At 42.4% G+C, this 14,404-nt stretch carries 14 protein-coding genes; 3 read left to right on the top strand and 11 right to left on the bottom strand.

Features of this window, described 5'->3' with window-relative positions:
* Positions 1-34 precede the first annotated feature (34 nt).
* From cysS to metF, 7 genes are all read right to left on the bottom strand, one after another.
* Positions 35-1,537: a cysteine--tRNA ligase gene (gene cysS, locus PIECOFPK_RS03750; RefSeq protein WP_409966542.1), complete on the bottom strand. Its 1,503-nt coding sequence runs from the start codon at positions 1,535-1,537 to the stop codon at positions 35-37.
* 124 nt (positions 1,538-1,661) lie between these two features.
* The gene (locus PIECOFPK_RS03755; protein ID WP_330973071.1) at positions 1,662-2,777 is read right to left on the bottom strand and encodes an endonuclease/exonuclease/phosphatase family protein; all 1,116 of its coding nucleotides are present in this window, start codon (positions 2,775-2,777) and stop codon (positions 1,662-1,664) included.
* A 52-nt stretch (positions 2,778-2,829) separates the two neighbouring features.
* Positions 2,830-3,768 carry a rhomboid family intramembrane serine protease gene (locus tag PIECOFPK_RS03760; RefSeq protein ID WP_409966543.1) on the bottom strand — a complete coding sequence of 313 codons (939 nt, stop codon included), beginning with the start codon at positions 3,766-3,768 and terminating at the stop codon, positions 2,830-2,832.
* A gap of 112 nt (positions 3,769-3,880) precedes the next feature.
* Positions 3,881-4,522, bottom strand: a complete 642-nt coding sequence (locus PIECOFPK_RS03765; RefSeq protein WP_330973073.1) for a rhomboid family intramembrane serine protease — start codon at positions 4,520-4,522, stop codon at positions 3,881-3,883.
* Positions 4,523-4,639: 117 nt separating this feature from the next.
* The gene (gene rlmD, locus PIECOFPK_RS03770) at positions 4,640-6,049 is read right to left on the bottom strand and encodes a 23S rRNA (uracil(1939)-C(5))-methyltransferase RlmD (RefSeq protein ID WP_330973074.1); all 1,410 of its coding nucleotides are present in this window, start codon (positions 6,047-6,049) and stop codon (positions 4,640-4,642) included.
* A gap of 75 nt (positions 6,050-6,124) precedes the next feature.
* On the bottom strand, positions 6,125-6,424 hold the full coding sequence (locus tag PIECOFPK_RS03775; RefSeq protein ID WP_330973075.1) for a DUF1330 domain-containing protein: 300 nt from the start codon (positions 6,422-6,424) through the stop codon (positions 6,125-6,127).
* Positions 6,425-6,502: 78 nt separating this feature from the next.
* Positions 6,503-7,462, bottom strand: coding sequence for a methylenetetrahydrofolate reductase [NAD(P)H] (gene metF / locus PIECOFPK_RS03780; RefSeq protein WP_409966544.1), 960 nt, complete (start codon positions 7,460-7,462; stop codon positions 6,503-6,505).
* A gap of 132 nt (positions 7,463-7,594) precedes the next feature.
* Here metF and pheS point away from each other — a divergent pair, with 132 nt between their 5' ends.
* Positions 7,595-8,635: a phenylalanine--tRNA ligase subunit alpha gene (gene pheS / locus PIECOFPK_RS03785; RefSeq protein WP_330973077.1), complete on the top strand. Its 1,041-nt coding sequence runs from the start codon at positions 7,595-7,597 to the stop codon at positions 8,633-8,635.
* A gap of 27 nt (positions 8,636-8,662) precedes the next feature.
* On the opposite strand, the gene PIECOFPK_RS03790 is transcribed toward pheS, so the two are convergent.
* The 3 genes from PIECOFPK_RS03790 to PIECOFPK_RS03800 all read right to left on the bottom strand — a co-directional run bounded on the left by PIECOFPK_RS03790 (position 8,663) and on the right by PIECOFPK_RS03800 (position 11,956).
* A complete protein-coding gene (locus PIECOFPK_RS03790) occupies positions 8,663-10,102 on the bottom strand; it encodes a CCA tRNA nucleotidyltransferase (RefSeq protein WP_409966545.1) in 1,440 nt (479 codons plus the stop codon).
* A 97-nt stretch (positions 10,103-10,199) separates the two neighbouring features.
* A complete protein-coding gene (locus PIECOFPK_RS03795) occupies positions 10,200-10,766 on the bottom strand; it encodes an L-threonylcarbamoyladenylate synthase (protein WP_330973079.1) in 567 nt (188 codons plus the stop codon).
* 29 nt (positions 10,767-10,795) lie between these two features.
* A complete protein-coding gene (locus PIECOFPK_RS03800) occupies positions 10,796-11,956 on the bottom strand; it encodes a glycosyltransferase family 4 protein (RefSeq protein WP_409966546.1) in 1,161 nt (386 codons plus the stop codon).
* A 74-nt stretch (positions 11,957-12,030) separates the two neighbouring features.
* Between PIECOFPK_RS03800 and PIECOFPK_RS03805 the strand changes: the two genes are divergently transcribed.
* Both PIECOFPK_RS03805 and rsgA read left to right on the top strand, forming a co-directional pair.
* Positions 12,031-12,837 carry a 2,3,4,5-tetrahydropyridine-2,6-dicarboxylate N-succinyltransferase gene (locus PIECOFPK_RS03805; protein ID WP_409966547.1) on the top strand — a complete coding sequence of 269 codons (807 nt, stop codon included), beginning with the start codon at positions 12,031-12,033 and terminating at the stop codon, positions 12,835-12,837.
* A gap of 71 nt (positions 12,838-12,908) precedes the next feature.
* Entirely contained in the window at positions 12,909-13,838 is a 930-nt protein-coding gene (rsgA, locus tag PIECOFPK_RS03810) for a ribosome small subunit-dependent GTPase A (protein WP_409966548.1), read from the top strand.
* Here rsgA and PIECOFPK_RS03815 read toward each other — a convergent pair.
* Entirely contained in the window at positions 13,832-14,359 is a 528-nt protein-coding gene (locus PIECOFPK_RS03815; RefSeq protein ID WP_330973083.1) for a gamma carbonic anhydrase family protein, read from the bottom strand. The two genes, rsgA and PIECOFPK_RS03815, sit on opposite strands and share 7 nt — an antisense overlap.
* Positions 14,360-14,404: the final 45 nt, after the last annotated feature.

The following is a 14,404-nucleotide window of genomic DNA, read 5'->3' on the forward strand; positions in this document are numbered from 1 at the left end:
GAGACGTCAAAAAAAATTTACCCGAAATTCTTTTTTAGTTGATATTCCAGGTGACGCTTCCGTCTTTTTCATCTTTCAGTATGATGCCTATTGCTGCCAGCTGATTTCTGATTTTGTCGGACGTTACAAAGTCTTTTCTGCTGCGGGCTTCGCGACGAATATCTATAATCAGTTGCATAACGGCTTTGAGCTTATCGTTGTCCGCAGCCGATACAGCTTTCAGTCCAAAAATATCTTCTATATAAAGCTTGAACTGTTCCTGCAGTTTATTGAAGGTAGCGGTAGATAAGGATTTAATGTCGGTGACTCTGTCTTTAATGCTGTTGATAACAGGAGCCAGCTCAAACATGTTTGCTAGCACTTTAGCCGTATTAAAGTCATCGTTCATAAACTCGGCAAATTCATCTACCAGTTTGTTTACTTTAGCATCCAATTCTTGATCACCTGCTGTTTCGTTCAGCTCACCGCTTCTTTCTTTAATACGTTTCAAGTTTTCGTATGCTTCCCACAGTCTTTTCAGTCCTTTTTCAGATGCCTGAAGTGCTTCGTTGCTAAAGTCGAGCGTACTTCTGTAGTGGCTCTGCAGAATAAAGAAGCGTACCACCATGGGATGGAAAGCTTGGCTCAGTAAGGGATGGGTGCCGCTAAATAGTTCGGTAAGTTTAATAACATTATTATAGCTTTTACCCATCTTGCGGCCGTTAATGGTGATCATGTTGTTGTGCATCCAGTAACGCACCGGAGCTACATGGTTGCAGATGGTACTTTGTGCAATCTCACTTTCGTGGTGCGGGAACATCAAGTCCATTCCACCGCCATGGATGTCGAATTGCTTACCCAGGTATTTAGTTGACATGGCCGAACATTCGATATGCCATCCCGGAAAACCTTCGCCCCAGGGGCTTTGCCAGCGCATGATATGCTGTGGTGGTGCTGCTTTCCACAATGCGAAGTCGGCGGGATTATTTTTTTCTTCTTGGCCTTCCAATTCACGGGTATTTTCCAGCAACTCCTCTATTTTTCTTCCACTGAGCTTACCGTAATCGTAGTTAGCAGCATATTTTTTTACATCGAAGTACACCGATCCGTTTTTCTCGTAGGCATAACCGTCGGCAATCAGTTTTTTAATCATTTCAATCTGCTCTACGATATGTCCTGTAGCAGTAGGTTCTATGGATGGTGGAATACAGTTGAACTGCAGCATAGCCCAATGGAAGAGGTTGGTGTATTTCTGTACCAACTCCATGGGTTCTAGCTTTTCCAAAACAGCCTTGCTAGAAATTTTATCTTCCGCTTCACGCCCTTCTTCTTCAAAGTGACCGGCGTCTGTAATATTTCTTACGTAGCGTACTTTATATCCTAAGTAGGTAAGATATCGGTATACAACGTCAAAAGTAACGTAGGGTCTGGCATGGCCTAGGTGACTCTCTCCGCTTACGGTAGGGCCACATACATACATCCCCACATGCCCCGGGGTAAGGGGGGTAAATACTTCTTTTTGCTTTGATAATGAATTATATATCTTAAGTTCACTCATTTTCAGCCTGATTATAAGGACTGCAAAAATATACCTTCTTTGCGTACCAGCTGCTTTCTGGCAGTATTTAATGAACAAAGCTGCTGCGGATGTAAGCTTTTTGGTATGCTTATGTACAAATTACTTATTTCTTTTTAATGTCGGCTATCAGCATGTAATGGTCTGAATAAGGCGTGGTAATTCGTTTGCATTGCTCTACTGAAAACTGATGATCGGTAAAAATATAATCAATACGTAATGTAGGAGAAAGGGATGCGTAAGTTCGGCCGATACCGAATCCTTTTTTCAGAAAAGCATCCTGCATATGGCCTTTTACCTTCTTATAGGTATAGGAGTTTGGAACATCATTCAGGTCGCCACAGAAAACGGTGGGGAAGCTGCTATTACGAACAATATCTTTTACCATATCGGCCTGAATGCTTCTATGTTTGATAGCTACCGACAGTTTGGAAAGAATATAGCTAGCGTTTTTAATAATATTTCCTCTTACACCCTTAAGTTCTTCTATTTTGGAAAGGTCTTCCTTGCGAAACTGATTAGACTGCAGATGGGTAGTATATACCCTAATGGTATCATTCCCTACTTTAATATCTACGAAAACCAGAAATTCGGGTAATGTAGGACGTGGATAACGCACCATACCGGTGTCGACGATAGGGTAACGGCTGAAGATGACGCTGCCGTTGAACAGGCTATCTCCATCCACGTCGTGAGAAAAATAATAGTACGGATAGTTCAAACCTTTGCTGACGGCTGCAATATTGTTATACATATCAGGACGGATGGAGGACGCAAATTCCTGAAAGCAAAGTATATCGGCATTAACCTGTTCTATTTGTTTCAGCATTTTATAGCGCGTCTGACTACCGCGGTTATTATTGCGCGCCATTTCTATAAAACGAGCAACATTCCAGGTGGCAACTCTTATGATACCTTCTTTTTTAGTTTCTTCAAAAGAAGTTGAAAAAGGCCTTAATGCAAAAAAATCGGTAATGGCACCACCTCCCAAAAATAATGCGACTCCTGAAAGCAAGGCCCATTTGCGGCGTACTAGCCACCACCATACAAAAAACGCTAATACTAGTAGCAATAGAAACGGAAAAGCAAGACTGATGAGAGAAAGCAGTGGCCAGAGCTGCGGATTGATATAGGGGTTGATGCAGGCCACCAGAAATGCGGCCACAACAATAATGTTGATAAAAAACAAAACACGACTGCTTATTCGTGCAAAAACTCCCATGATCAGTGTGCAATAAGCGGGTAAGTTAAGCCATTATTAATATCAGGACAAATTATTGCCTACCTTTCAAATCTTCCTTGCTGGCCCGCTCCAGAAAAGATTTTTCTTCTTCGGTGAGCTGATCGTAGCCGTACTGACTGATTTTGTCCAGAATCTCGTCGAGTTTTTGCTGCGTAATCTTAGGTGTTTTTACATAAGGGGTTGTTTTTGCATTGTAGAAAAACGCAGACTTTATCTTTTCCCTGCTTTGATACGGTTTTTCAGGATTTACGAGATTGACGAGCCAGTCATAAAAGTTATTCATCCACTCACTGGCATCAAACCCTCTTCGCAGAATAAAAATAAATAGGAAACCGGTAAGTGCTCCTGCCAAATGAGAAACGTATACCGACAAATTATCGGGAGGTAGTGTAGCCATATCAATGGCCAAATAAATAATCGATACAATCCATAAGGAAATACCACCGCCTACCATGGGTAATATCTTATAATTAGGACAGATGGTAGTGGCGGCAGCGGCTACGGCCAAAATACCCGAACTGCTACCTATCAGAAAAGGAGCAGATGAGGCTGTGCCCAGAAAATAATTAGCTGCCAGATAAGCAATGCCCCCAATCAGCACACCATACAGATAAACAGGAACGATTCTTTTGTTGCCGGTCATGTCCATGAATACATACCCAAATCCCCATAGCCATAACATGCTGGCGAACAACTGCCATAAGTTGATATGGGAGAAGCCATAGGTGAGGATTGTCCATATACGAGGAAGCGTCTGTTCTGTGCTGCCGGCCAGAGCAAACCATTTCAGAACCTTCTGGTTGTAAACTGTATTTAAATCTGCATTCTCGGGCAGCTGTATATAGGTGAGCGCCCTGAAAAACATCAATACCACAAAGACAATCATGGTAACAGCTATTAGCATCACCAGAGGATTGATTCTGCCTCCATATGACAGCCGCGAACTCAAATTTCTATCAGCAATAGCCATTATATACAGTTTTCCAGCTTTATTTCTTTACTTGCAATGATAATAAATGAACAATTGATATTGTATTGCATACACCGGAATTTCGGTTATATTTTTCATTGCTCCCTCCAAACTAATATAACGTCCTACGATTGGTTTTGTTCCAAATTTTAAGCAAAATAAAACCGGTAATGGCGCCTCCGAGGTGGGCAAAATGTGCAATATTATCACCGCTTACCTGCGAAATACCACCGAACAAATCTATGGCTACCAATCCTAAAATAGCCCATTTGGCTTTAATGGGTACAGGAATGAACATGATGTACAATTCGGTGTTGGGAAAGGTCATGGCGAAAGCCACTAAAACACCAAATACGGCTCCTGAAGCACCTACCGCTACATCGTGCGCGCCCATAAAATATTGCATGGCCAGATGGGTGACTGCAGCGCCTAGTCCGCACAGTAGATAAAATATCAGAAATCTTTTAGATCCCCACAGGTTTTCCAGCACACGTCCGAACATCCACAGGGTGAACATATTAAAAAGAATATGAAAAAACATGTAAGGCCCAGACGCAGCATGGGCAAACATGTGGGTAACGATTTGCCAAGCATGGAAGAAAGGAGAGTTTACAGGCCACAGCCCAATTCTATCGGTAAGATTAAAGCGCGAATCAAAAAGAACCTGAGCCAACCATACTACTACATTAATGGCAATCAAGTTTTTAATCGCCGGGGGGAACTTTTCTGCCGGTCTGTAATAAAAATCACTCATTGGGCAAAGATAACCCCCCAAAGCTATGTTTCAAATTGGTTTTGTGAAATACTTATTATTAACTAATTAATAATAGTGAGGCGGTGATTGTATTTTCTTATTAAAGATAGGCACGGTTTACTCGCGCAATTTTAATTGCACCACATTTTCAATATGCAATGTATGTGGGAACATGTCCACAGGTTGGATTTTGGTAACCATGTATTTTTCATCCAATAGTGCTAGGTCGCGCGCTTGTGTAGCGGGATTACAGCTTACATACACCACCGTAGGGGCTGCCATTTCTTTAATCTTTTGCACTAGCTTTTCATGCATGCCTGCGCGTGGTGGGTCGGTGATGATCACATCGGGCTTGCCGTGGTGGCGGAAAAAGGCATCGTCACATACTTTAATTACATCTCCTGCATAAAAGAATGTTTTATCCAGCTGATTCAACGCGGCGTTTTCTTTGGCGTCTTCAATGGCTGCATCAATCACCTCCACTCCAATTATTTTTCCGGCTTTATGGCTGCAAAAAATGCCAATGCTGCCCGTACCACAGTATAAATCATACAAAGTTTCGTTGCCGGTAAGCTCGGCAAATTCGCGGGTGATTTTGTATAAAACCTCGCCTTGTCGGGTATTGGTCTGGAAGAAAGATTTAGGTCCTATTTTAAATTTGAAGTCTTCCAATTGTTCTATTACGTAACCCTTACCATGATATACAATAGGCTCTAGGTCATGCAGACTGTCGTTTTTCTTAGTATTGATGGTATATAGCAAGGTGGTAATATCGGGAAATTGCTGCCGAATAAACTGCATCAGTTGTTCAATCTTTTCTTCATCCGCTTCACCTACTACTACATTGGCCATCCACTCGCCGGTTTCGCAAATGCGCAATTGCAACGTGCGTAAAAAACCGTGTTGCTCTTTTAGATTATAAAAGCTCCAGCCCTTTTCTATAGCAAAGTTTTTTATTGCCAGTCTTATTTTGTTTGTGGGTTCGGATTGCAAATAGCAAGTTTGTATATCTACTACTTTACTCCAGAAACCGCGACCATGGAAGCCTGCGACACCTGGTTTAGGAGGTGTACTTACAGTATTTATGGCATCCTTGGGAAGAAACTCTTCGGTGCCGAAGGTGTATTCTATTTTATTACGGTAATGTGTTGTTTTTTCGGAACCGATGATGGGTTGTATCTCCGGTAGTTGAATTTTGCCTATGCGTGTAAGGTTATCTACTACCTGTTTCTGCTTGTATTGCAATTGCAGATCATAAGGTAGCATTTGCCATTGACAGCCACCGCAAGTGCCAAAGTGCTCACAAAAAGGCGTAATCCTTTTTTCAGAATATTGATGAAAATGTACGGGCCAACCTTCGGCCCAGTCTTTTTTATTTTTTGTAAGACGTATATCCACTACATCGCCGGGTACTACTTGCTCTACAAATACAACTTTGCCATCCACACGCGCTAGTGAGCGACCTTCGGCGGCATAATCTTCTATTAATACCTTTTCGAGTGTAATATTTTTATTTCTACGAGCCAAAGTGAACTTATTTGGTTTACAAAACTACGGTTGCCGGTGTCAAATATAGGACAGGTAAAAAATTATACAGGTGGTTTATAGTGTTGCACCTTTGATGAGAACAGCAGATTGAATGGCCTGTTCTTTTAGCGATAGATGTTTTTGTCGTTCCGGATCTTGCATGAAGCTCTCAAAATCATGCTCTGACGGAAACTCCACCATGTGTACTTCGTAAGGCGCCGGAATATTACTTTCTAAAATCGAGGTTTTATCGGGACGAATGCGCAAGAGTAATTTGCCGTTGTGCTTGGCTATTAATGGGATGGCAATAGCTTCGAACTGGTCGAAAAGCGTTTCTGCGCCGGGTTTGATATAGATGAGCTGTGTAATAATCATGCTGTGGATTCATGCACTGCAGTACAAGTGTGCGACGCAAATGCGATGATACGTGCACTACAGTCGGTACCATAAAAATTATAATCGTTTAATTGCATTTGCTATGATATGCGGTTTGCCCAGTGTGTAATAGTGTAATACCGGTACACCGTTCTTCTTTAGGTCGCGGCTTTGCTCCAGCAGCCACTCTTCGCCCACTTTTTCCACATCTTCGTTGTTTTTGCATTTCAATACTTCATTGCAAAGCTCGCTAGGAAGGTCTATGGAGAAAACTTTGGGCAAGGTAGTTAACTGTTTCTTGGTAGATATGGGCTTGAGACCTGGAATGATAGGTACATTAATACCTTTGGCCCGACAAGCATCCACAAAGGCGTAGTATTTGGCGTTGTCGAAAAACATCTGGGTAACGATATAATCCGCTCCTGCATCTACTTTGGCTTTCAGGTAAACCAAATCGGTTTCCATATTAGGTGCCTCGAAATGCTTTTCGGGATATCCGGCCACACCTATGCAGAAGGATGTCTTGCGACTATTGATGAGTTCTTCTTCTAAATAGATGCCATTATTGAGATTGACTACCTGTTTTAATAAGTCGATAGCATATCGATGCCCATCGGGATGCGGTATAAACGCGGTTTCGTGCTTAGCGGCATCGCCACGCAATACCAGCACATTGTCAATTCCGAGGTATTGCAGGTTGATGAGTGCGTCTTCGGTTTCGGTAATACTGAATCCACCGCAGATTAGGTGAGGTACCGTATCTACGTTGTACTTGTTCATAATAGCGGCACATATGCTTTCGGTTCCGGGTCTTTTGCGGATGGTAACTTTTTTAAAGCTGCCATCGGGATTTTTGCGGAATTCGTGCTCGCTGCGATGGTAGGTAACGTTGATATAGGCAGGATGAAACTCCATTAACGGGTCCATATGCTCATAAAGCGCTTCGATGCCTTTGCCCTTCAAGGGAGGTAGTACTTCAAAAGATATCAGCGTTTCGTTTTTCTCCTTCGCCCTATTAATGTGTTCTATTACCTTCATGGCCTTTTTTTAGTAAGGGGCAAAATTAAGGTTCATTGCTAAAAAAATAGCAATCTTGTAGACTTTTGGCTTTCAGTACATGTTGTAGATGAGATAATGGTACTAACCTAAACTTGGTTATCTTTGCGGGCTATGCAGGACTTGTTACAGAAAATAGAAGCGTATAAAGCAGAAGTAAGCTCGTTTAATGCAACGGATACTAAGCAAGTGGAAGAATTTCGCATTAAATGGCTGGGATCAAAGGGGCTGGTGAAAAGCCTGATGGGCGAAATGAAAAACGTGCCTAACGAGCAAAAGCGTGAGGCGGGTCAGTTGCTGAACGAGTTTAAAAATTTTGTGGAAGAGAAGTTTAATGCCTTAAAGGAAGCTACGGAAGCATCAGAGCAAAGTGGGGCGACCCTTGATTTGACCCTACCCGGAGATGAAACTCCGCTAGGTAGTAGACACCCAATTGCTTTAATGCGTAACCGTATTATTGCTATTTTCCAGCGACTGGGATTTGCAGTGGCTGAGGGTCCTGAAATAGAAGATGACTGGCATAATTTTACTGCGTTGAATTTGCCCGAGCATCACCCTGCACGGGATATGCAGGATACTTTTTATATCGATGCGGGTCAAAACAGTGCGGTAGACTGGTTGCTACGTACACATACTAGCAATACGCAGATCCGTGAAATGGAAAAGGGCAAACTGCCTATCCGTGTGATTTGTCCCGGACGTGTATATCGTAACGAAACCATCAGTGCACGAAGCCATTGTTTCTTCCATCAGGTAGAAGGTTTATATATCGATGAGAATGTTTCTTTTGCGGACCTGAAACAAACACTGTACTTCTTCGTAAAAGAAATGTACGGGCAGGACGTGCGTGTTCGCTTCCGTCCTTCTTATTTCCCTTTTACCGAACCGAGTGCCGAAATGGACGTAAGCTGTTTTATTTGCGGCGGTGAGGGTTGTAACATTTGTAAGAAAACCGGATGGGTAGAAATACTGGGCTGCGGTATGGTGCATCCTAATGTATTACAAAATTGCGGCATCAACCCCGAAAAGTATACAGGCTTTGCCTTTGGGATGGGAGTTGAGCGCCCTGCCATGCTGAAATACGGCATCAATGATATCCGCCTGTTTAGCGAAAACGATGTACGCTTCCTGAAGCAGTTTACGAGCGCGTTGTAGGATACGTGTTAGGCGTTTATATTTTCATTACTGATAAACGCCGATTTCCCTTGCTTTTTGATAAAGGTATTCCAGTGCCGCTTCGCGGGTATTGGCTACAGCGCCATCTAGAATGGCATCTTTTAAGCTGTCTTTTAAAATGCCCACCGGCTTGGATGGGGGAAGATTGAACAGTTGCATGATTTCTACGCCATCAATAGGAGGCTGCCAATTGCGGATATGGTCTTTTTCTTCCACTTCCTTGCAGCGCCTACGTACCAGCTTAAAGTTGTCGAGGTAGCGCTGCACTTTTTGTTTGTTTTTACTGGTAATATCGGCTTCGCACAAGGTCATAAGTGCCTCGAAGTCATCGCCGGCATCGAATAGTAACCGGCGTATGGCGGAGTCGGTAATATTTTCTTTTGTAAGGCTGATAGGGCGCAAGTGAAGCATTACCAGCTTTTTCACAAAACGCATTTTTTCGTTGAGGGGTAGCTTCAGCTCGTTGAAGATTTTAGGCACCATTTTTCCGCCTACTACTTCATGCCCGTGAAAGGTCCAGCCGTGACCTTCTTCAAACTTTTTGGTGGCGGGTTTACCTATATCGTGCAATATAGCTGCCCATCTCAACCATAGGTCATTGCTTTTTTGGGCAACATTATCCAGTACCTGTAGGGTGTGATAGAAATTGTCTTTGTGGCCGTGGCCATCGATATATTCCGCACCCGCCAACGCAGCCATCTTGGGGAAGATAAGTGCGAGCAGTCCGGTTTTATACAGCAGGTCAAAACCCACTGAAGGCTTAGGTGCTAGAATAATTTTATTGAGTTCGTCTGTAATTCTTTCCTGTGATATGATTTTAATTCGTTCTGCTTGATCGGTGATTGCCAACAGTGTTTCGCTAGCGATGGTAAAATTCAATTGTGTAGCAAAGCGAATGGCGCGCATCATGCGCAACGGGTCATCACTGAAAGTCTGTTCCGGGTCGAGCGGCGTAATAATGGTTTTGTCTTCAAGATGTTTTAGACCGCCGAATGGGTCGATTAGCTTTCCGAAATTGTTTTTATTGAGGCTGATAGCCAGTGCATTGATAGTGAAATCTCTTCTTTTCTGATCATCCTCTAATGTGCCGGGTTGTACTTGTGGTTTGCGGCTATGGCGTTGGTAGCTTTCTTTACGGGCACCTACAAATTCAATTTCAAAGGTGATGTCTTTGCCTTGTGGTGTGCGTAGGGTAGTCTTTATTTGTGCAGTACCAAAGTTCTTAAATATGTTCACTTTGGGCACAGGTAAGAATCTTGCAGCTACTGCTTTAGCCAGTGCAATGCCATCACCTACACATACTACATCCGCATCTTTGGTAGGCCGGTCCAGCAATTTATCGCGTACAAATCCTCCTACCAGATAGCTTTCCAGATGTAACTCCTGTGCTGCATCAGCTATTTTATCGATGATGATTTTTTCCTGGTCGTTTAATTCAATATCCATGCGCAACAAAGATAATGTTAGCTTATGGAGTTTACATGTGATATAGGGTAAAACTTATCAAAAGACCTGTATACGCTTAACTGTTATTTGATATATTTTATTTTCGAATAATTTCTGGGGTACCATCGTTCCAGCGTATGATGGATGAAGGCTGTGCTGGACTGTTATCATCCTGGCGATATTGTACCACATAATCCACTCCGTTTTTAATAGGCTCATTAATAGCCGCAAATTGCGAGGGTGTAGGTTCTCCGGAAATATTGGCCGAGGTTGAAACAATCGGTTTTCCAAAACGCTTGATGAGTGCTCTACAGAATTCGTCCTTACAAATTCTGATGGCAATACTGCCGTCTTCGGCAAGCAGGTTGTCGGCAAAACCCAATCCGTGTTCATAAATAACAGTGGTGGGTTTGCTGACGGTATCGAGATAATCGAAAAGCCCTAAATCTACCGAGGCGGTGTGGTGTAGGATATCGCGCTCGGAAGCAACTAATACAATGAGCGCTTTACTATCGTCGCGTTTTTTTAATGCATATACTTTTGAAACTGCCTCGGGATTGGTAGCATCACATCCAATACCCCATACGGTATCGGTAGGGTATAAGATGGTGCCACCTGATTGCAATACTTCAATACATTTTTTGATATCTGCTTCAAAAACCATATGTATTCGCTTATAATCCGATACAAAGTTTATTTATTATTCAGTGCTGCTTGATAGATATTTATTACTGATTGTACATACACTTCCGGTGCGAAGCGTTGTACATTGATAAAACCTTTTGCTATGGCTTGTTGGCGATAAAGAGCATCGCCATAAAATTTTCTAAATCCTTCTGCCATTTCTTCGGGCTTTTCGGGGTGGACATAGAAGGCCGCATCGCCACCGATTTCGGGCATGCAAGAAGTGGAAGACGTGATAACCGGAACTCCTCCGGACATTGCTTCGATAATAGGTAGCCCAAATCCTTCATAGAAGGATGGATAAATCATCGCCGTCGCCATTTGATACAGTGCCGGGAAATCTTCCGTTTCTACAAAAGGTTTTTTACCCGCAGCGGCCAGCGCATCGGTCAGAAAAATCACTTTATCTTGTAGCCGATTGTCGGCAAGATATTGTTTTACTTTCTTCTTATAGGCCCCGCCTTTACCCACTACTACCAATGGCAAGGGGATCTCCTGTTGCACCAGCTGCAAAGCTTTACAGATGTTCAGCAGATTTTTTCTTTCAATGATAGTTCCTACATGCAGAAAAAACTCTCGCGGCAAATTGTATTTAGCCCGTATTCGTTCTTTTTTTTCCTCGCTTACAATATTGCTGAAGATAGGATCACAGCTTTGGTAGGCCACATCAATCTTTGAAGGATTGATATGATAGGTGTTGGTGATATGGCGTTTTGTTTCCTCACTGATGGCCATAATTCTGTTGGCGTACTTACATGCATAGCGCATTTTGCTGCGATATATTTTGGTGCTGATAAAGCTGAAGTCTGAGGGGTATAGCTCGGCAAAAAGATCGTGTATGGTTACTACTGATGGAATACCTGTTGTATGTATACCGCTTGGGATTTCCTGGCTAAGTCCGTGATACAGATCTATTTGCAATCTTTTTAGATCTTTACATATCCATTTGCTTCGCCAAGCTCCTCTCAGTATTTTATGCAGTGGTGCCGAAGGTTGCACTTCTTGTATATGGCTGGCTTGAGGGCGAAACATACTTCCCGGTTTGGGATTGAATAGGAAGTATCGATGCTCGGGATGATACGATGCCAATAATTCTACGAGTACCCGGCTGAAAAATCCCAGTCCTGTATCATTATGATAAGCCCGTTTTGCATCAAAACCTATGTTCATAAAGACAAAGATAGCTATTGACTATTGACCATTCGCTATTCAACATTATCTTTGCTAGAATACAAATTTTTACTATGCAGGATCTAATATTAGAAGCTTGGGCAAACCGAGAATTGCTAAAAGACAAGAAATACAGCGATGCTGTACGTGAAGTAATTGAAGGATTAGACAAAGGCGCTTTGCGTGTTGCCGAAAAAAACGGAGATAAATGGAAAGTGAATGAGTGGGTAAAACAGGCTATCCTGATGTATTTTGCCATACAGCCCATGCAAACTTGGGATGTAGATCCCTTTGAGTATTACGATAAAATGTTATTGAAGAAGGATTATGAGAAGCTGGGCGTTAGGGCTGTACCACCGGCAACGGCACGCTATGGTTCCTATCTGGCTAAAAACGTAGTATTGATGCCTTCTTATGTAAACATTGGTGCCTATGTAGATGAAGGCACTATGGTGGATACATGGGCTACAGTAGGAAGCTGTGCGCAGATTGGCAAAAACGTGCATCTGAGTGGAGGTGTGGGTATCGGAGGAGTGTTGGAACCCTTACAAGCCAGTCCGGTAATTATAGAAGACGGATGTTTCCTGGGTAGCCGCTGTATTGTGGTAGAAGGAGTAATCGTAGAAAAAGAAGCGGTATTGGGTGCTAATGTGGTGCTTACCAAAAGTACGCGTATTATCGACGTAAGTAAGGAAGTGCCTATAGAGACAAAGGGACGTATTCCTGCTCGTAGTGTGGTAATCCCCGGAACCTATACTAAAAAATTCCCAGCAGGAGAATATCAAGTACCCTGTGCGCTGATTATTGGGAAACGTAAAGCCAGCACTGATTTAAAAACTAGCCTCAACGACGCTTTGCGTGATTTCAACGTAGCGGTTTAATAAAATATACAGCGTATAGCAAAGAGATAATTTTGCTATACGCTTATTTTTTAATCTTAATTTATTGTTTATTGAAAGCGCTCGTATATAGGTCAACCGGCAGTTGGTATACTGTTAAGGACGAAAAAGGTCAATTTTATAATGCTCGTATCAAGGGTGTATTTAAGATTGACGATGACATTACGAGCACAAACCCTATTGCTGTAGGTGATGAAGTAACAATAGAACCGGAAAATGTAACGGAGGATACAGCCATTATCACTGATATCCTTCCTCGAAAAAATTACATCAACCGTCAGTCGCCACGGGTAAAGCATCAGCAGCATATTATTGCTGCTAATTTGGATCAGTCATTGCTTATAGCCACTTTGAAAGATCCCCGCACCTCGCAAGGATTTATCGATCGTTTTTTGGTGGTTTGCGAGATGTATCACGTACCTGCCGTTATTGTTTTTAATAAAATTGATATCTATCGCGATAAAGAACAGGAGAAACTAAAAGAGTTGCAGGAGATGTATGCTGCTCTGGGATATAAAGTCTTTCCTGTGAGTGTAGAGCATAAAAGCGGTCTTGACACTTTAGAGGCTTTACTAAAAGATCGAACCACACTGGTTAGTGGTCATAGTGGTGTGGGAAAATCTACATTTATTAATTATCTACTACCTGATCAGCAAATTAAAACCCAAACCGTGAGTAAGTGGAGCGGAAAAGGGCTGCATACTACTACTTTTGCCACCATGTACGATTTGCCGGAAGGAGGGAGAATAATAGATACCCCCGGTATTCGGGAGCTGGCCGTTACAGGACTGGAAAGAGAAGAACTCTCTCATTATTTTCCAGAAATGCGCGAACGTCTGCACGATTGTCGCTACAATAACTGTATACATATCAATGAACCTGATTGTGCCATTAAGGAAGCTGTTAATAACGGGCACATTCACCCCGACAGATATGTGAGTTATCTTACTATTCTGGAAAGTATCAACACTAAGAATTACTGATTGTCGCTCTCTTTAAACCATCCAGCGTATTTGATATAATTATTGGCAATACGATTGATTTCGCCGTTAATCAATTCTTCTGAAATATCTTTTATTTTTTTGGCAGGAACGCCTGCATAAATACTCCCGGGTTCGCAAATAGTATTCTCGAGTACTACGGCTCCCGCAGCAATAATTGTGTTACTATGTACAACGGCGTTGTCCATAATAATAGCGCCCATTCCTATCAATACATTATCATGTACGGTACAACCATGTACGATAGCATTGTGGCCTATGGAAACATTATTGCCTATAGTAGTACCGGCTTTTTGATAAGTACAGTGAATACAGGCGCCGTCCTGAATATTTACTTTGTTTCCGATTTTAATAAAGTTTACATCACCACGTACTACCGCATTAAACCAAACGCTACACTGCTCGCCCATGATTACATCACCCACTATTGTTGCATTAGGCGCAATAAAACAATCTTTTCCCCAAACGGGTGCTTTTCCTTCCACAGGTAGTATTACTGGCATAAATACACGAATTTAACTTTTCAAATTAACGATATTTTTTTCCAT

It is taken from the genome of Chitinophagaceae bacterium C216, assembly GCA_028485475.2.
GTDB lineage: Bacteria > Bacteroidota > Bacteroidia > Chitinophagales > Chitinophagaceae > Niabella > Niabella composti.